This window comes from Lentzea cavernae (assembly GCF_014653695.1).
GTDB classification, from domain to species: domain Bacteria; phylum Actinomycetota; class Actinomycetes; order Mycobacteriales; family Pseudonocardiaceae; genus Lentzea; species Lentzea cavernae.
Window position 1 is genome coordinate 240,412 of sequence record NZ_BNAR01000004.1, and the last position, 17,178, is coordinate 257,589.

18 protein-coding genes are annotated in these 17,178 nt (G+C 70.9%); 13 read left to right on the forward strand and 5 right to left on the reverse strand.

Annotation, left to right across the window (positions count from 1 at the left end; translation table 11 throughout):
• Nucleotides 1-170: 170 nt before the first annotated feature.
• Complete coding sequence (locus IE307_RS15125) at nucleotides 171-1,238, reverse strand: alpha/beta hydrolase (RefSeq protein ID WP_191298577.1); 1,068 nt, start codon at nucleotides 1,236-1,238, stop codon at nucleotides 171-173.
• Nucleotides 1,239-1,294: 56 nt separating this feature from the next.
• Here IE307_RS15125 and IE307_RS15130 point away from each other — a divergent pair, with 56 nt between their 5' ends.
• From IE307_RS15130 to IE307_RS15155, 6 genes are all read left to right on the forward strand, one after another.
• Complete coding sequence (locus IE307_RS15130; protein ID WP_191298578.1) at nucleotides 1,295-1,792, forward strand: MarR family winged helix-turn-helix transcriptional regulator; 498 nt, start codon at nucleotides 1,295-1,297, stop codon at nucleotides 1,790-1,792.
• On the forward strand, nucleotides 1,789-2,634 hold the full coding sequence (locus IE307_RS15135; protein ID WP_191298579.1) for an SDR family NAD(P)-dependent oxidoreductase: 846 nt from the start codon (nucleotides 1,789-1,791) through the stop codon (nucleotides 2,632-2,634). The genes IE307_RS15130 and IE307_RS15135 overlap by 4 nt, the downstream gene beginning before the upstream one ends.
• Nucleotides 2,631-3,497 (forward strand): SDR family NAD(P)-dependent oxidoreductase, encoded by an 867-nt coding sequence (locus IE307_RS15140; RefSeq protein WP_191298580.1) that lies wholly within the window; start codon nucleotides 2,631-2,633, stop codon nucleotides 3,495-3,497. Before IE307_RS15135 ends, IE307_RS15140 begins: the two co-directional genes overlap by 4 nt.
• The gene (locus IE307_RS15145) at nucleotides 3,494-4,174 is read left to right on the forward strand and encodes an NAD(P)-dependent oxidoreductase (RefSeq protein ID WP_191298581.1); all 681 of its coding nucleotides are present in this window, start codon (nucleotides 3,494-3,496) and stop codon (nucleotides 4,172-4,174) included. The genes IE307_RS15140 and IE307_RS15145 overlap by 4 nt, the downstream gene beginning before the upstream one ends.
• Nucleotides 4,175-4,239: 65 nt before the next feature.
• The gene (locus tag IE307_RS15150) at nucleotides 4,240-4,716 is read left to right on the forward strand and encodes a DUF5980 family protein (protein WP_191298582.1); all 477 of its coding nucleotides are present in this window, start codon (nucleotides 4,240-4,242) and stop codon (nucleotides 4,714-4,716) included.
• A gap of 153 nt (nucleotides 4,717-4,869) precedes the next feature.
• A complete protein-coding gene (locus IE307_RS15155) occupies nucleotides 4,870-6,591 on the forward strand; it encodes an alpha/beta hydrolase (protein WP_191298583.1) in 1,722 nt (573 codons plus the stop codon).
• Nucleotides 6,592-6,666: 75 nt separating this feature from the next.
• On the opposite strand, the gene IE307_RS15160 is transcribed toward IE307_RS15155, so the two are convergent.
• Nucleotides 6,667-7,497, reverse strand: a complete 831-nt coding sequence (locus IE307_RS15160) for an aldo/keto reductase (protein WP_268250375.1) — start codon at nucleotides 7,495-7,497, stop codon at nucleotides 6,667-6,669.
• Between the two features lie 103 nt (nucleotides 7,498-7,600).
• Here IE307_RS15160 and IE307_RS15165 point away from each other — a divergent pair, with 103 nt between their 5' ends.
• The gene (locus tag IE307_RS15165) at nucleotides 7,601-8,521 is read left to right on the forward strand and encodes a LysR family transcriptional regulator (protein ID WP_191298585.1); all 921 of its coding nucleotides are present in this window, start codon (nucleotides 7,601-7,603) and stop codon (nucleotides 8,519-8,521) included.
• Nucleotides 8,522-8,530: 9 nt separating this feature from the next.
• On the opposite strand, the gene IE307_RS15170 is transcribed toward IE307_RS15165, so the two are convergent.
• The 3 genes from IE307_RS15170 to IE307_RS15180 all read right to left on the reverse strand — a co-directional run bounded on the left by IE307_RS15170 (nucleotide 8,531) and on the right by IE307_RS15180 (nucleotide 11,017).
• Nucleotides 8,531-9,007, reverse strand: coding sequence for a hypothetical protein (locus tag IE307_RS15170; RefSeq protein ID WP_191298586.1), 477 nt, complete (start codon nucleotides 9,005-9,007; stop codon nucleotides 8,531-8,533).
• A 217-nt stretch (nucleotides 9,008-9,224) separates the two neighbouring features.
• On the reverse strand, nucleotides 9,225-9,881 hold the full coding sequence (locus tag IE307_RS15175; protein WP_191298587.1) for a response regulator: 657 nt from the start codon (nucleotides 9,879-9,881) through the stop codon (nucleotides 9,225-9,227).
• Entirely contained in the window at nucleotides 9,878-11,017 is a 1,140-nt protein-coding gene (locus tag IE307_RS15180) for a sensor histidine kinase (protein ID WP_191298588.1), read from the reverse strand. The genes IE307_RS15175 and IE307_RS15180 overlap by 4 nt, the downstream gene beginning before the upstream one ends.
• A 162-nt stretch (nucleotides 11,018-11,179) precedes the next feature.
• Between IE307_RS15180 and IE307_RS15185 the strand changes: the two genes are divergently transcribed.
• The 6 genes from IE307_RS15185 to IE307_RS15210 all read left to right on the forward strand — a co-directional run bounded on the left by IE307_RS15185 (nucleotide 11,180) and on the right by IE307_RS15210 (nucleotide 17,096).
• Nucleotides 11,180-11,656: a DUF6326 family protein gene (locus IE307_RS15185; protein WP_191298589.1), complete on the forward strand. Its 477-nt coding sequence runs from the start codon at nucleotides 11,180-11,182 to the stop codon at nucleotides 11,654-11,656.
• A 198-nt stretch (nucleotides 11,657-11,854) separates the two neighbouring features.
• Nucleotides 11,855-12,841 (forward strand): 3-oxoacyl-ACP synthase III family protein, encoded by a 987-nt coding sequence (locus tag IE307_RS15190; protein WP_191298590.1) that lies wholly within the window; start codon nucleotides 11,855-11,857, stop codon nucleotides 12,839-12,841.
• Nucleotides 12,838-13,587, forward strand: coding sequence for a glycosyltransferase family 2 protein (locus IE307_RS15195; protein WP_191298591.1), 750 nt, complete (start codon nucleotides 12,838-12,840; stop codon nucleotides 13,585-13,587). The genes IE307_RS15190 and IE307_RS15195 overlap by 4 nt, the downstream gene beginning before the upstream one ends.
• Nucleotides 13,584-14,720: a cytochrome P450 gene (locus tag IE307_RS15200; protein WP_191298592.1), complete on the forward strand. Its 1,137-nt coding sequence runs from the start codon at nucleotides 13,584-13,586 to the stop codon at nucleotides 14,718-14,720. The genes IE307_RS15195 and IE307_RS15200 overlap by 4 nt, the downstream gene beginning before the upstream one ends.
• Nucleotides 14,713-16,215 (forward strand): class I adenylate-forming enzyme family protein, encoded by a 1,503-nt coding sequence (locus tag IE307_RS15205; protein ID WP_191298593.1) that lies wholly within the window; start codon nucleotides 14,713-14,715, stop codon nucleotides 16,213-16,215. Before IE307_RS15200 ends, IE307_RS15205 begins: the two co-directional genes overlap by 8 nt.
• A complete protein-coding gene (locus IE307_RS15210) occupies nucleotides 16,215-17,096 on the forward strand; it encodes an NAD-dependent epimerase/dehydratase family protein (protein ID WP_191298594.1) in 882 nt (293 codons plus the stop codon). Before IE307_RS15205 ends, IE307_RS15210 begins: the two co-directional genes overlap by 1 nt.
• Nucleotides 17,097-17,178: the final 82 nt, after the last annotated feature.

The window sequence follows — 17,178 nt, forward strand, 5'->3', positions numbered from 1 at the left end:
CAAAGCAACGCCATCCCAAACCCGTGGCCACGAACGCCACCCGATCGGCCCAGTCGAGGACCTCGTCCACAACCGCTTCGGCTCTGCGTTGCTTCGTGAGGAAGGCTTTCTATCAGTTGACACTGAAGCTATGGAGATAATCGCTGAAGTGGTGTGAGCTGGGTTCTCGATCAGGCGAGCATTCGCCGAAGCGCGTCCGCGCTGGCCGACACCGCTTCCCCGAACCGGGGCCCGAGGTGGACGAACGGAAGGAACCCGTGGGGCAGGTCGGCCTCACGCACCGCCCCCACCGCGACACCAGCCGCCCGCAGCTTCTCCGCGTACCGCTCCCCCTCGTCACGCAGGGGATCGAACCCAGCCGTGACGAGATGGGCAGGCGGGGTGTTCGCGGCGACCTCGCCGTACAGCGGCGAGACGAGCGGGTCGGTCCGGTCGATCCCGCGAGGAGCGTAGTGGTCCTGGAACCAGACGATGTCGTCGTCGCTCAGCAGGAAGCCCCGGCCGAACGCGTCCCGTGACGGGTGCCGGGCGGCGAGGTCGGTCGCGGGGTACAGCAGCCACTGTCCCGCGGGAACCGGACCGGTGCCGCGGGCGGCGGCGAGGCGGGCGGTCACCGCCGCGAGGGTGGCGCCCGCGCTGTCTCCTCCGACGACGACGCGGTCCGGATCGATGCCGAGCTCATCGGCACGCCCGACGACGTCGCCGAACGCCGCCAGGGCGTCGTCCACCGGCGCCGGGAACGGATCCTCCGGCGCCAGCCGGTAGTCCACGGACACCACCCTGTGCCCGGTGCGCTCCGCCAGGAACCGGCTCACGTGGTCGTAGCCCGCCCGGCTGCCGATGACCCAGCCGCCGCCGTGGAAGAACACCAGCGCGCCCGAGCGGGCACCGCCCGATGCCGGCACGTACAGCGTCGCCTCCAGCGGGCCCTGTGCCCCGCGCAGGACCACATCGGACACCGCCACCGTTCGGGACGGCCGGTGTCCCGCGCGCAGCATCGGCGCGTTGCGCTCCAGCGCGGCGCGCGACAAGGCCGGTGAGCCGTCGACGACCAGCGCCGACTTGTCCGCGCCCAGTGACCGGATCAGCAGTCTGGCGTCGACGGCCAGACTCGCGCCGTCCACGACGATCTCCGGGCCGGCCATGCGCGTGCGCACCGAGTCCGGCAACCGGCCGAGCAGCGCCACCACGGCTTCTTGGACCCGCACCTGCGGCGGCACCCGCTTCGCGTTCGGCATCCGCACCCTTTCGATTACAACTTGACTGAAACTCGGTTTCAGGCAGACTGTAACTCATGGCAGAGGACAAGAGCGGCACCGGTGCGATCTCGCGCACCGGGCCTCCGATCAGCGCGGCGTTCCTGGTGATGGCGCTGGGCCGGCGGGTCAAGGACCACGTCGAGAACCGCTTGGGCGAGCACGGCATCGCCCTGCGCCACCTGTCCGCGCTGGGACACCTGCACCGCACGCCCGACGTGTCCTACAGCGAGCTCGCCCGGCGAGCGGCCGTCACGCCGCAGAGCATGCAGGACACGTTGCGCCTGCTGGAGAAAGCCGGTGCCGTCGTACGCGTGACCGAACCCGGACGCGGACGCACCGCGAAGCTGCGGGTGACCGACGAAGGCCACCGGTTGAGGCTGCTCGGCCAGGCCGTGTTCGACGCGGCCGACGCCGTGATCACCGCCGCGGTGCCGTCCGGCGGAGCCGATCTGCTCGCTCCGGCGCTGCTGGCCGCGCTGGAGCGGTTCCCGGTCGAACCGGGCTCCGCCGAATCCTCACGGGAAACCTCATGACTCGAAGCCCGCTTCAGGACAAGACCGTCGTCGTCACGGGCGCCTCCTCAGGCATCGGCGCGCAGGCCGCGAGACAACTGGCCGCGCAGGGCGCACGTGTCGTCGTGGTCGGCAGGGACCGCGGCCGGACCGAGCGACTCGCGGACGCGCTCACCTCCCCCGGCCGCCCGATCTCCCGCCACGTGGCCGATTTCGCCGACCTCGCGCAGGTTCGCCGGCTCGCCACCGCGCTGTCGACGGACCTGGAGAAGATCGACGTGCTGCTGAGCAACGCGGGAGGCGCGTTCACCGACTTCACCCCCACGGTCGACGGCCACGAACCGAACTACCAGGTGAACGCACTGGCCCCGTTCCTGCTCCTGCGCGAACTGACGCCCGCGCTGGCCTCGGGCCGGGTCGTCGCCACGAGCTCCCGTTCGCACCGGGGAGCCGCGCTGCACCACGAACACGTGCGCGACCAACTCGACCGCATGGCCGGTCTCGGCCCGCACCAGCGTTACGCCACGGCGAAACTGGTCAGCCTGCTGGTGCACCGCGAGCACCACCGGCGCCATTCCGAAGTCGAGATCGTCGACGTCCACCCCGGTCTGGTCGCGAGCGACTTCGGACGCTACCTCGGCCGCACGGGAACGGTCCTCAAGCACGTCGCCCGCCCGTTCCTCCGCTCCCCCGACGCCGCCGCCAGGACTCTCATCGCGCTCGCCGAGTCAGCGGACTTCCCGAACCTGGCGTACTTCGTCCGCGACCGCCGAGGGGAGACCTCAACCCTGGTGGACGATCCGGAGCTGGCGTCGGCGGTGTACGAGGACGCCTGCCGCCGCCTCGAACCGGTCCACCGATGACCAAGCGCGCAGTGGTGACGGCCGGGACCGGCGGCATCGGTCTGGAGACCGCGGCAGGCCTCGCCGCGGCCGGGTACGAGGTGACCGTCGTGGGACGCGATCCGGAACGCGGACAGGCCGCCGTGGCCCGCATCGGTCCGCCGACCCGCTTCCTCGCCGCCGACCTCATGTCCTTGCGGGCCGTGCGAGCGCTGGCCGAGCACGTGGCCGCCCAGGGCGAGCTGAGCGTGCTGGTCAACAACGTCGGCGCGATGTTCGACGACCGCCGCGTCAACCCCGAGGGCGTCGAGGCGACCTTCGCACTCAACCACCTGTCCCCGTACCTGCTCACCCAACTGCTCCTGCCGAGCCTCCGAGCGGGCGCACCCAGCCGCGTCGTGAACGTCACCTCCGGCTCCGTGCGCATCGGTGCTCGCCGCTTCGACGCGGCCGAAACGCCGGGCGGCTACTACGGGCTGCACGCCTACGGCCGCGCGAAGCTCGCGAACCTCGTGCACACCCTCGACCTGGCGGAGCGGCTGCGGGACACCGGCATCTCCGTCTTCGCCGCCGACCCCGGAGGCGCCGTCACCGACATGACGACCGGCACCATGCGCTCCTCACAGGTCGTCGCGCCGTGGCTGCGACCGTTCTGGCCACTCGTGCTGCAGGCGTTCCGCCGCACGACCGGCGGCACCCCACCGCAAGCTGCGCGGTCGTCGATCATCGCGGCCACCGACCCGTCCCTCGAAGGACGAACAGGCCTCGTCATCGGCCGGGACGGCCTGCCCGTCAGCCCCCTGCGAGGCATGACCGCACCCAACCTGGTTGGCGCTGTCCAGCGCCTGAGCGAACAACTCGCCCCACTGGAAGGCAACGAATGACGCGCGTTTTCGTGGTCGGCGCCAACGGACGGCTCGGCCGCACGGTGGTCACCCGCGCCCTCGCCGAGGGGCACGAGGTCACCGCCTTCGTCCGCAACGCGGGCACGCTTCCCGACCACCCCGCCTTGACGATCACCTCGGGCAGCGTCACCGAACAACCCGACGCAGTCCGCAGAGCCGTGCGAGGCCACGACGCGATCTTGAGCGCCCTGGGCAACCCGTTGTGGTTGAAGGGAATGCGCGGCCCGGCCATCCTCGCCGACGCGATGACGAACCTGGTCACCGCCGCACAGGCGTCCGGTGTCGCCCGACTGGTCCTCCCCGTCGCGTGGGGAACCGGCCTCAGCCGCACCGCCGCCTCACCGCTGGTGCGCGTCATCGCCGCAACCCTGATCCGCCGCGACTTCCGCGATTTCGACGCCGCCGAACGCGTGGTCGCCGAGTCGGATCTCAAGTGGACGATCGCGTACTTCGGCGCTCTGACGGACGCAGCGCCGACCTCGAGGTGGTCGGCGTCGACTCTGATCCGCACGCCGAAGCCTCTCGCGATCGCACGCGCCGACGTCGCCGAGTTCCTCGTCTCCTCCCTCGAAGACGAGTCGGTTGCGGCACAACGCGTCGTCCTCAGCGGGGCCGGCCAGCAGTTGTCGACTCCGACGATTCTCAGAGAACCCTGATGTCCGACCGATATCGTTACCCGAAACGTACTCACGCCCACCTCAGGAGGGTTTCGGTGAGAGTGATGTCACGGATTGTCAGAGCGGCGCTCGTCCTGGCCTCGACACTCCTGCTGTCCCTGTTCGGCACTTCCGCCGTCGCGTCGGCCCACACGGCATCGAACACCCGGACGTGGCACCTGGAGCAGTTCGACAGGACCAGCCGGATGTGCGTTCACCACGGCCCTGACGGGAGAACACACGCCTCCTACTTCATCTTCGTGGTGAGCGGGAAGTGGACCACCGACCTCAAGTTCGGGATGCGCGACCTGCCTCCCGGCTGGACCGCCACCGAGCACCACCTCCCGCCCGGCTCCAACTTCCACTCCCCTGACGGCGGGATCACCGTCAACGGGTTCGTCGGCGTGCAAGGACCCGCGTCGGTGCCGATGACCACCTACCACGCGCACATCTGGGTGTCGGACGGATCGGTGACCGAAACGCTCCCCACCGACATCGTCGTCACCACCGAGTCCTGGGTGGACTGCATGGGCCGGGAGTGAGTTCCCGAGTTCCGCCGAAGCGTACAGGCGACAGAACCCGCTGCGCCGCAACGACAACAAGAACCGGCCGAAAGTACTACGTCGTCTTGGACAGCACGGTGAGCGGACTGGTCCGATGAGCGGTGTCCGACTCCCTGCCGCGAAAGGACTGCCGTGCGCAGACCGACCGCCACCGTGCTCACCCTCACCACAACGCTCTTGCTCTCCGTCGCGACTGTGCCGGTGAACGCCACAACCGACCCGTTCTCCCGCTACGCCCAGCAGGAACTCACCTGGGGCGCCTGCGCCTTCACCCCGCAACCGGACGCACTCCCCGCGGAGTGCGCGGCGGTGACCGTACCCAGGGACTGGGCCGCGCCCGAGGCGGGCCGGGACCTGGTCGTCTCGATCAGCCGGGTCGCCGCGACCGGGCAGCACCTCGGCTCGCTGCTGCTCAACCCCGGCGGTCCCGGTGGTCAGGGCACGTCCCTTCCCGGTGCGCTGGCCGCCCTGCAGCCCCAGCTCCACGAGCGGTACGCGCTGATCGGCATGGACCCGCGCGGCACCGGTCAGGAGGGCGGCACGGCACCGGAACAGCTGCCCGCGACGTGCGAGGTGCCCGTCGAGCGCCTTTCGCAGCGCACCGACCTCGACGCGCGTGATCGCTCGGCCGGCAGCATCGCCGAGCACCTGAAGCTTCCGCGCGCGGTCGCGGAGGCGTGCCAGAGCGAGGCGCTCACCCCGTTCCTCACGACCTGGCAGACCGCGCACGACATGGAGCTGGTCCGGATCCTGCTCGGTGAGTCCACATTGGACTACCTGGGCTATTCCTACGGCACCTGGCTGGGCGCGAAGTACGCGTCGCTGTTCCCGCGCGGTGCGGGCAAGATGGTGCTGGACTCCAGCACGAACTTCCAGGGACGGCTCCAAGCCGCGTTCGAGGCGTGGCCGCAGATCAACCAGCGGCTGTTCGAGGACACGTTCCTGCCGTGGATGACGCGGCAGTTCCCCGCCGAGGTCGGCGCCACGACCGCGGAGGCCGCCGCGAACTGGGAGCGCGCCCGCCGGTTCTTCGCGGGTGCGGGTACCAGCCCGGACCAGTTCGACGCGATCTTCACGGGCATGGGTTCGCCGCTGCGCTGGGTGCTCGGGGCGCTCGTGTTCGTGCTGGGAGTGCGGGGCGCGAACGGCGAGACCGCGGCGACGGTGAACGGTTCTCCCCTTGCGCCACAACTGGACGCCAGGTCCCGTGCGGAGTTCGGCGTGCCGCTCGAGTCCCTGACCCCGGCGGCGCTGGCACTGGCACTCGCCGAGGACCCGCGGGACTACCGGTTGGTCGCGGCGACCCGGTACGCCGTGGCGTGCGGTGACCAGCCGACCCGATCGGCGGCCTGGCACAAGCGGCTGTCCGACCAGCAGGGTCCGAGGTATCCGCTCTTCGGGTGGCAGTACGGCCTGAGCGAGCCGTGCGCCTACTGGTCCGACGCTCCACGCCAGGCCCTGCCGACACTTCCGGCAGGAGTCGCTGACCGGGTGCTGGTCGTGCAGGGCGAGTTCGACCCGCAGACCGGGTACGAGCAGGCCAGGTCCGCGGTTCGCGCGGCACCGGGCGCCGCTCTGGTGTCGGTGGCCGACAGTCCCTTCCACGGCCAGTACGCCTTCGACGGCAACCCCTGCGTGGACGGCGTGGTGAACGTGTTCCTGCTGCGGAACTCCCGGCCCGGCGACGTCACCTGCCCCGGTGTCCCGCTGCCGAACGAGACCGAGGTCCACCCGGTCCCCGGCCCGGTCCGCACTCCGGCGGCCACCGTCGCGACGGCCACCTCGCCGACGTTGCCCGCGCTGCGCGAGTCGGTGCGAGCGATGATCAGCGACGTCAACGCTCCGGTCCGCTGATCATCCGTCGTGCCGCGGTGCGTGAGGTTCCCGCAACCGGGAGCCTCACGCACCGCAGGAGTCCTATTAGGACTTCTACTTGAGGTCCTGCAGCGGTCGGGCGAGCCGATCGAAGTCCTCGTCGGGCAGAACGACGTCCACCGCACGGACGTTCTCCTCGAGGTGCCGCGGAGAAGACGTGCCCGGGATGGGGACCATGACCTCCGACCGGCGCAGCAGCCACGCCAGCGCGACCTGCGCCGGGGTGGCGCCGAGCCTGCGGGCCACCTCGGCCACCGGGGAGTCCGGCCGCACGCTGGGCGCGATCGGCAGCCAGGGCAGGAACGCGATGCCGTGCCGCTCGCAGTGCGCCAGCACGTCCTCCGAGCGTCGGTCGTCGAGGTTGTAGCGGTTCTGCACGCTCACGATCGGCGTGATCCGCCCTGCTTCGACGATCTGTTCCACGGACACCTCGGACAGCCCGACGTGCCGCACCTTTCCCTCGTCCTGCAGCTGGCGCAACGCGCCGATCTGGTCCTGCAACGGGACAGCCGGGTCGATCCGGTGCAGCTGGAACAGGTCGATGCGTTCGACCCGCAGCCGTCGCAGGCTCAACTCGGCCTGTTGACGCAGGTACTCCGGACGACCGAGCGGGATCCACTCGTCGCCGGGGTGGCACTGGCCGGCCTTCGTGGCGATCACGACGTCGTCGGGGTACGGGTGGAGGGCCTCGGCCAGCAGCTCCTCGTTGCGGCCGAGGTCGTAGGAGTCGGCGGTGTCGATGAAGGTGACGCCGAGTTCGACCGCACGACGGGCCAGGGCGTGCGCCGCGGCCGGGTCGTTCCCAGGTAGCCGCATGGCGCCGAAACCCAGGCGGTGGACCGGGAGGTCGCCGCCGATGACGAGGTGGAGCCGGGTGGGGTGCACGGGATCTCCTTGCGAGTGCCGGTTCGTTCGACGCCAACACTGCCGACCGCACTTCGCTAAGACAATCGAAACATTCTTCAGCTGACCGCGTAGCATCGCTAATGTGTTGAACCTGGAACGCCTGCGGACGCTCCACGCGGTGTCCACCACGGGATCGGTCCGCGGCGCCGCGGAAGCGTTGCACGTCACCACCTCCGCGGTGTCGCAGCAACTGTCCAGGCTGGAACGCGAAGTCGGTCAGCGCCTGCTGGAACGGCAGGGACGCGGCATCCGGCTCACCGACGCGGGAGACCTGCTCGCCGAGCACGCCGGCAGGCTGCTGCAGCAGGTCGAACTCGTCGAGACCGACCTCGCAGACCACTGCGGCGCCGTGGCCGGAACACTCACGGTGGCCGCTTTCGCCACGGCCGCCCGCGGCCTTCTGCCACCCGTGCTGCGGACGCTGCGGCAGGAACACCCGAACCTCTCCGCGAGGCTCGCCGAAATGGAGCCCGTCGAAGCGATCGCGCAGCTGCGGCGAGGCGACATCGACATCGCGGTGGTGCAGGACTGGCGGGAAGAGCCGCTCACGGTGCCCGACGGGATCTCGTGCGCCCCCGTGCTGGAAGACGTCCTCGACGTGGCGCTACCCGCCCGGCACCCGTTCGCCGACCGGGCCGCGGTCACGCTGGACGAGCTGCGCGACGAGGACTGGGTGGGCTGGCCCAGCGACGAGGTCTGCCACGGCTGGCTCGAGAACACCCTGCGCCGCGGCGGAATCGAGCGCCGGGTCGTGCACACCGCCTCGGAGCACCCCACCCAGCTCGCACTGGTCGCGGCGGAGCTCGGCGCCGCGATCATCCCCAGGCTCGGCCGGGGCCCCACACCCGCGGGTGTGCGGTTCGTGCCGCTGTCACCGGCACCCCGGCGACGGGTGTCCGCGTTGTGGCGCAACAGCAGCACGAACCGCCCCGCGTGCCGGGCCGCACTGCGCGCCTTGCACGAGGCGGCCCGCGGAGTGCCGAAACCTGGCCAGGCGGTCTGACCGCGCGCCTCAGGTCGGTAGCGGCTCGGTCGAGCCCTCGGCCAACGCCTGCCGCACCTGGCCGATGATGCCCTTGACCAGTGCACCGTAAGCGTCTTCGCCCAAGGCATCGGACGCGGCTTCTGCCTTCTCGAGGAACTCGTGAGCGCTGGTCAGGTCGCCGAGCCGTCGGTGGTCATCGGCCAGGCTCGCGTACAGCGACGGCATGAACCCCCGAACCTGCAACGACTGATCGAACCGCTGGGCGCGCTCATCGCTCACACCGTGGACCGCCGCGAGGGCCCGCTCGTCCCACATCAGCTCATCGCGCTGGTCGTCCTGCAGATCAGCCAGGAAGTGCGCGATCACGCAGCGGTGGAAGTCATCTCCCCCGCCGTGCTCGACCTGCGCCCACAACGACTCCAGCTCCGCGCGGGCGGCATCCGGCTCACCCGCCCGACCGCGCTGCACGGACGCCGTCACCTTGGCCATCAGGTTGTCTTCCATCCCAGCCCGTCTCCTTCGGCAGCCGGAGATCACCATCCTGCCAGCCGCCGCGGCGTGGCTGGGTGCGCGACCGTGGTGGGGACGCCAGCTGATCGCGCCGGTCCGCACCCCCAATGCGCTCGAACTGCGGCCCGACAGCGATGAAAACCGCAGTGCTGATGCCGTTGGTGAAGTCGAACGCCAGCGCCAGAACCCATCAGAACGAGTGGCCGGTGGACTACCTGGCTCTCACGCGTCTGGTGTCGTACGCCCACATCGCGATCTCCACGCGGTTGCGCACGCCGAGCTTGGCCATCAACGACGCCACGTGGTACTTGATCGTGCTCAGGCCGACGAACAGCTCGGCGGCGATCTCGGCGTTGGTCCGGCCCCGTGCCACCAGCGCGAGCACCTCCTCCTCGCGCTCGGTGAGCGGGTCGACGGGCTGGACCGGTGTCGCCGGCGCCTGGTCGGCGAAGATCGCCAGCAGCCGGCCGGTGACGTTGGGGGCGATGAGCGCGTCCCCGTTGGCTGCCGCGTGGATGGCCTGCACCAGGAGTGCCGGACCGGCGTCCTTGAGCAGGAAACCGCGGGCTCCGGCGCGCAGGGCGCCGAGGACGTACTCGTCGAGGTCGAAGGTGGTGATCACGACGACCGCCATCGGGTCCGGCACGTCGGGCCCGGCCACGCGCCGCGTCACCTCGACGCCGTCGAGGCCGGGCATCCGGATGTCGACGAGCAGGACGTCGGGACGCAGCCTGGTCGCGAGGTCGAGTGCCGCGAGCCCGTCCGCCGCCTCCCCCACGACCTCGATGTCGGGCTGGGCGCCGAGGATCATCACCAGCCCGGCCCGGACCAGGTCCTGGTCATCGGCCACGACGACACGGACGCTCATGCCGACGCCTCCACCGGCAGCACGGCCTCGACCACCCAGCCACCCTCGGGTCCCGGCCCCGCGAGGAGCGTTCCGCCGAGGAGCTGGGCGCGTTCGGCCATGCCCAGCAGCCCGAAGCCGAGCTCCGGGGCCGGGCCCGGCTCGGTCCGTCCGTCGTCGCTCACGCGCAGCCTGACGGCGTCGCCCTCCCGGCGCACGTCGATCCCGACGCGGGTCGCGCTCCGGGCGTGCCGCACGGCGTTGGTCAGCGACTCCTGCGCGAGCCGGTACAGCGCGGCGTCCACGGGGCGTGCCAGCCGGGACAGCGAGCCCGCCAGCGAGACCTCGACGGCGGGCGTCGTGTGGGCGCGCGCCAGAGCGGGCAGGTCCGCCACACCGGGCTGCGGTGAGTAGGCGACGGCTTCCTCCTCGCGCAGCACCCGCACCATGGACCTCATCTCCGCCAGGGTGCGCGACGCTTCGGACTCGATCGCGGCCAGGACCTCGACGGCCTTCTCGGGCTGGACCCCGGCGACCACGCCACCGGCCTGCGCCTGCACCGCGATGGCCGACACGTGGTGGGCCACGATGTCGTGCAGTTCCCGCGCCAGCGCCACCCGCTCCTGGTTGCGGATCTCGCGCTGCCGGCGGTGCCAGAGGTCCGCGCGGTAGCGGAACACCGCCGCAAGGGCGACGAACAACAGCAGGAGAACGGTCCCGCCGAACACGTCGGCCCAGCCCGCCGCGGAGACGTACATCCCCAGCGCGACGACGACCGCCACGAACGCCGTCCCCAGGACCATCTCCCGGCCCGAGCCCCACCGCACCAGGGAGTGGAGCAGGACCAGCACAGCCATCATGGAGTAGAGGCCGAGGTCCCCGGCGGGCGCGGTCAGCTGGAGGACCGAGAGCAACCCGACGACGCCCCACCCGACCACGGCGGCCATCAGCGGGCGGGCCCGCCGCCACAACAGGACGGGCATCAGCGCCAGGGCGAGCACCGTCACGAGGGGTTGCCAGGCCAGGCCCGGCCGAGCGATGCCCTCGACCAGGGCCGCGGCCGTGAACACGCCCACCAGCACCCAGTCGAGCCGGCCGACGGGTGGGGCGTCAGCAGGCCGCGGCTCGTGCCACAGGGAGCGCCGGAAGGTGACCACGGCTCCAGACTAGGGATCGGCGAGCCCCGGCGTACCCGTCCAAAGAACAGGAGAGGAACCGTGCCATCGGCCAGGTGAACCCCGGCCTTCGGAACGGGGTGCCCGCCGCCGGGCGCGTCGATCATGGATCCACCGAACCTCACCACGACAACGGAGCCCATGATGAGAACACGCCGACCCTCCACGCTGGAAGACCAGCGGATCCCGGTGAGGGCCACGCTCGCCGCGGCATGGACGAGCCTCATGTTCCTGTACGTCTACGTGGACGTCCTCAACTTCTTCACGCCCGGCGTCATCGAGGAGATCCGCGCCGGCAAGGTCTTCGAGTTCGACGTCTCCCAGACCTTCTCCACCTCGGCGCTGACCCTCATGTCCGTCCCGGCGCTCATGGTCGTGCTGTCGATGACGCTGCCCGCCCGGGCGAGCCGCCTCACGAACCTCGTCGCGGCCTCGCTCTACGCACCCGTGACGGTGTTCAACCTGGCGGGTGAGTCCTGGTTGTACTTCTACGGCCTCGGCGTCGTGCTGGAGCTGATCCTCCTCGCCCTCATCGTGCGGTACGCCTGGACGTGGCCCCGCACCACGCCGTCGGTGACCACCCCGGACCGTGACACCGTTCGCGCCCAACAGCAAGCGTGATCCGAATTTCTACCATCGACCACAGTGGACAAAGTCTGCAACAATCACCACGAGTCCATTGTGGATCGCTCTGACCTGCCCACTGTCCGACAGGCGTCTCACATCACGGGAGATGCACCGCGCCCCGCCACCATCCGAGTAGTTCTACCGACGTCGCTCCGAGCGCCTCCATATAACGTGCACCCAGGAGGTGCGGGAGTGAGCACACGTTTGGCTGGCGTTGCGGTGCATCTGCCCGAGGAGCGGTTGAGCACGGAGGAGGTGGAGCGGCGTCTGGCGCCGTTCACACCGCCACCCGGGCTCATCGGCCGGTTGACCGGCATTCGGTCACGGCACGTGATGCGCGACGACGAGCAGGCGTCTGATCTGGCGGTGGCCGCGGCGCGCAAGCTGCTGGCGGACACCGGATCTGAGCCGGCGGACGTCGACCTGCTCCTGTTCGCCTCTGCCAGTCAGGACATGGTGGAGCCGGCGACCGCGCACATCGTCGCGGCGAAGCTCGAGCTGCGCTGCCCCGTGATGGACGTCAAGAACGCGTGCAACAGCGTGCTCAACGCGATCGAGGTCGCCGACGCCTTGATCACGGCGGGTCGTTACCGCACGGTTCTGGTCGTGAGCGGTGAGTCACCGTCGCGGGCCGTGCGCTGGGAGGTGGCGAACGCGGCGCAGTTCCGGCGTGCCTTCCCCGGTTACACGTTGTCCGACGCGGGCGCGGCCGTGCTGCTCACCGCCGGTGAGGCCGGTGTGCTGGGCAGCGCGTTCACCGCGGATTCGACGTGGTGGGACGTCGGCACCCTGCCCGGTGGCGGATCTCGGCATCCGCGCGATCCGGAGTTCACCTACTTCGACATGGACGGTCCGCGGCTCAAGGACGCTTTCCTGCACCTGGGCCGGGACGTCCTCGACGGCATGCTCCACGAGCTGGATCTGACGTGGGACGACTTCGCGGTGGCCTGCGTGCACCAGGTGTCGTTGCCCTATCTGGAGATCTTCGCCGATCGCGCGGGCGTGCCGCGCGACAAGCTGGTGGTGACGCTGCCCGAGCACGGCAACGTGGCGTCCGCGAGCCTGCCCCTGCAGCTGGTCACCGCGCAGCGCATGGGGCGTTGCGGTCCTGGCGATCTCGTCGCCCTGGTGGGCCTGGCCGGTGGAGTGAGCCTCGGGCTCGTGGTGGTGCGGCTGTGAGCCTGTGGGTGGTCGTACCGGCTTACAACGAGGAACGCTCCATCCTCGCGACGCTGGAATCTCTTGCGGCGCAGGAGGACATGGACTTCAGGCTGGTCGTGGTGGACAACGGATCGACCGATTCGACGGTGGACCTGGTGCAGCGGTTCCACGGGGAGAACCCGGGGCTGCGGCTGGAAGTCGTGCACGAGCCGCAGAAGGGCACCGGCGCGGCGGCGGACACCGGGATGCGCCACGCCGTCGCCCACGGGGCGCGATGGCTGGCACGCACGGATGCCGACTGCCTGCCGGCGCCGGACTGGACTGTGCGGATCAAGGCCGCGCTGGGGAGCGGGCTCCGGCTGGTGTCAGGACAGCTCCTGCCGCGCAAGGACGAAGGGGTGCGGGCTGTCACGCGATGGGTGCTCATCGCCGCCGTCGAGGTCGCGTCGGCGTTCGGCAAGGTGAGGTCCGGCAACCGGGATCCGCGCTACCTGGGGCCGTACGTGATGACGCCCGGCTGCAACATGGCGATCACGGCCGAGTTGTACGTGCTCGCCGGTGGGTTCCCGCGGTCGAAGATCGAAGACCTGCACGAGGACCGCGCCCTCGTCAACGCCGTTCGCCTGCACACCAAGGCGTACGGGCGGCGGCGGGACGTGGTCGTCCATGGCTCGTCACGGCGGGCGCGGGCGTGGGGGTTGCGCAGAACGCTCGCCTGGTACGCCGACCACCGCTACCGGCCGGACGTCGTGGACATCCGATGAACTGGGAGTCGAGGCTCCAGCTGGCCGCGCACCCGGTCGCCTACCCCTTGGTGCGCGCCGTCGGCCGCGTCGCGCCGGTGGTCCGCGTACCGCGGGTGGGAGTCGTGGTCAGCGACGCCGCTCTCGCCAAGGAGGTCCTCAACGACCCGGCGCACTTCACCAAGACCGGGCCTGGGTCACCCGCGGACCTGTGGACGCCCGTGGTGGGCCCGACCGTGTTGCTGAACATGGAGGGCGCGGCCCACGGCGAGCTCCGGCGCAAGCTGTCCGGGCTGTTCACACCGCGCAGCGTGTCCGAACTGTGCGGGGCGGTCCTCGACGCACCGGTGCAGGAGCTGCGGAACGATCTGAGAGCCGGCCGTCCGGTCGACCTGGTGGCCGTCGTGCGGCGGCTGGTGGGCGCGGTGATCTGCGAACTGGTCGGGCTGGAGGTGTCCGAGGCGATGGCGGCACACGCGGCAGGAACCGCGATCACGTCCACGATCCGGCTGGGCCGCCGGTCGCTGACACCCGCACAGGTGCTCCAGTGCCGTCAGTCGCTGGGTGCGCTCACCCGGCCGGCCGCGCGGGCGTGGGCCGACGGCGACCCGGCGACCGTGCCGGGCCGGATGCGGCAACTCGGACTGACCGAGGAGGAGGCACTCGGCGCGGTGGCGGCATTCGTGCTCACCGGAACCGAGACGTTGGTGTCGTACGTCCCGCGCCTGGTGGCGTTGCTGCACGACTTCGGCTGGCTGGACCGGCTGGCCGCGGACCGGAGCCGGGTCGACGACGCGGTCGCCGAGGCGCTGCGGGTGACCGTGCCTTCGCCGGTGATGCTGCGCAGCGTCGCCGCGGACACCCGGATCGGCCGGGTGCGGGTGCGGACCGGCGACCGGGTGGTCATCGCGACGATCTCCGCCGCCCGCGCGCTGGGGCCCTTCGAACCAGAACGCCCGCACCCTCCGCAGATCAGGCAGCTGTGGTTCGGCGCGGGACCGCACTTCTGCCTCGGCATGCCGTTGGCACAAGCGGAGATCCGCGCGGTGCTCGACGCCGTGCTCGACGCGACCCCGTTGTCCGTTGTGGACCGAAGCCCCGCCCGGCGGGTGCTGATCCCCTGCTACTCGAGATTGGTGGTGCGCCGTGGCTGACGACCTGCTGATCGGGGTGCTGGAAGCGGCCAGGCGCCACAGCGGGAGCCCCGCGCTGACCGACGGCCGCGGGAGGACGACGACCTACGCCGAACTGGCCGACCGCGTGCTCGGCACAGCGCACCGGTTGCGCTCAAGGGGTTTCACGCCCGGCAGCCGGATGTTGTTCTCGGTACGACCGGGGCCTGACGCGATCGTGCTGGCGCTCGGAACCGTCGCGGCCGGCGGCACGGTGGTGTTCGTCGACCCCGGCGGCGGGCAGGAGCTCTTCACGAAGCGCACTGAACTGGCTGGGCCGGCGTGGGTGGCGGCCGAATCCGTGCTGTACGCGGCCAGCGCACCCGGCCCGGTGCGCGCCTTGGCTCGTCGCAGGGGCGTGCTCCTGCCGGACTACACCGCGCTGCCGGTGCGGTACATCAGATCCGGGCCGTGGCTGCCCGGTGTGCCGCTGCGCGCGGTGTCCACCCGGACGCTCGCGAAACCGGTCGCCGACGCGCCGCTGCCCGACCCGCGACCGGACCAGGACGCCGTGGTCGTGTTCACCTCGGGCACCACGGCCGAGCCGAAGGCCGTCGTGCACACCAGGGGTTCGCTCGCGGCCGCGCTGAACGTGCTGGCGGCGCGGTGCGAGCTGGGTCCGGACTCCCGAGTGCACACCGACCAGATGATGCTGGGACTGCCCGCGCTCGTCGCGGGCGCGCACTGGTCCATGCCGCCCTACGGGTTCGCGCCGGCCGCCGATCCCGTAGCGCTGGCGGCCGGTCTGGAGGGCACGACCCACACCTTCCTGGTGCCCTCCGACATGGCCGCGATCCTCGACAGCGGGGTCGCGCTGCCACGGTCGCTGCGCCAGGTGTTGCTGGGTTCCGCACCGGTCCTGCCACCTCTGTTGCGGCGGGCACGAGCCGCGCTGCCTGGCGTCGAACTGCTCGCCGTGTACGGCATGACCGAGATCCTCCCGATCGCGATCGCGACCGCCGAGGAGAAGCTCGCGCACGACGGCGACCTCCTCGGCCGGCCGCTGCCGGGCGTGCGGGCGCGCGTCGCCGAGGACGGGGAGCTGATGGTGGCCGGACCCAACATGTGCCGCGGTTATCTGGGATCGCCACCGTTGACGGAGCACGCCACCGGCGACCTGGCTCGGCTGGAGGGCGACCTGATCGTGCTCACCGGCCGCAAGAAGGACATGATCCTGCGCGGGGGAACCAACGTGTACCCCGGCTTGTACGAACCGGCCATCACCCGCCTGCCCGGAGTCGCGGCCGCCGTCATGGTCGGCGTGCCGGACGAGATCGGCGACGAGCGGATCGTGCTGGCGATCGTGCCCTCCCCCGACGCCGGCCCCGAACTGGCCGCGCGGGTCCAAGCCTCGCTGCCGGACCTGATCGACGTGTACGCGCTGCCCGACGAGGTCGTCGTCCTGCCGGAACTGCCGCTGTCGGGCCGCACCAGGAAGATCGACCGATCCGCCCTCCGCACGAGACTGGCTCGCTGATGCGGCTCGCGGTGACGGGGGCGACCGGCTTCGTGGGTGGGGCGGTGTGCCGTGCCGCCGAAGCACGGGGCTGGCGAGTGCACGCCTACGGGTCACGTTCGTGGGACATCACGGCGGGCCCGCTGATCGACCCGCCCATCGTCGACGCCGTGGTGCACTGCGCCGCTGCCGTCACCGACTGGGGTTCTGGTGCGGAGATCCGGCGGGTGAACGTCTCCGGCACGCGAAACGTCCTGGAGACCTTTCCCGGCGCACGGTTCGTGCACATGTCGTCGGCGAGCGTGTACGACCCGTTCAAGCCGACCATCTCGGCGGTCGAGTCCGCTGCGCCGGTGAGTCGCTACCTCACTGCCTACGGTGCGACGAAGGCCGAGGCGGAGGGCTTGGTGCTGGCACGTCCGAACAGCGTCATCCTCCGTCCCCACGCCGTTTACGGCCCGGGCGACCCGACTCTGCTCCCGCGGGTCCTGAGCGCGATCCGCGGCAGGACCTTGTTCCTCGTGGGCGACGGGCAGGCGCTGCAGTCACTCACGTCGATCGGCAACCTCGCCCAGGCCGGCCTGCTGGCCTGCACCGGCCGGCCCGGCGTCTACAACGTGGCGGACTCCTCCCCGGTCGTGCTGGAAAGCGCGTTGCGGGACCTGATGCGGGAACGCGGCCTGGACGTCCGGATCCGCCACCTCCCCCTGAGACTCGCCTGGTCTCTGGCCGCGGTGGCCGAACCCGTCTGGCGGCTGGCGGGTCGGGCCCAGCCTCCCCGCCTGACCAGGTACGCCATCAGCCATCTGGCCAGCGAGCGCACTCTGGACATCACCGCCGCCCGAACGCACCTCGGTTACGAGCCCGCGCCGACGTCTTTCGCCGGCGCGGCAGCGTGGTGAACCACCACCGATCTCCGCACTTCCGTTTCGCTGACGTGATCGCGGGCGAGCGCTTGACCTTCCAGCGGCTGCAAAGTCGAGG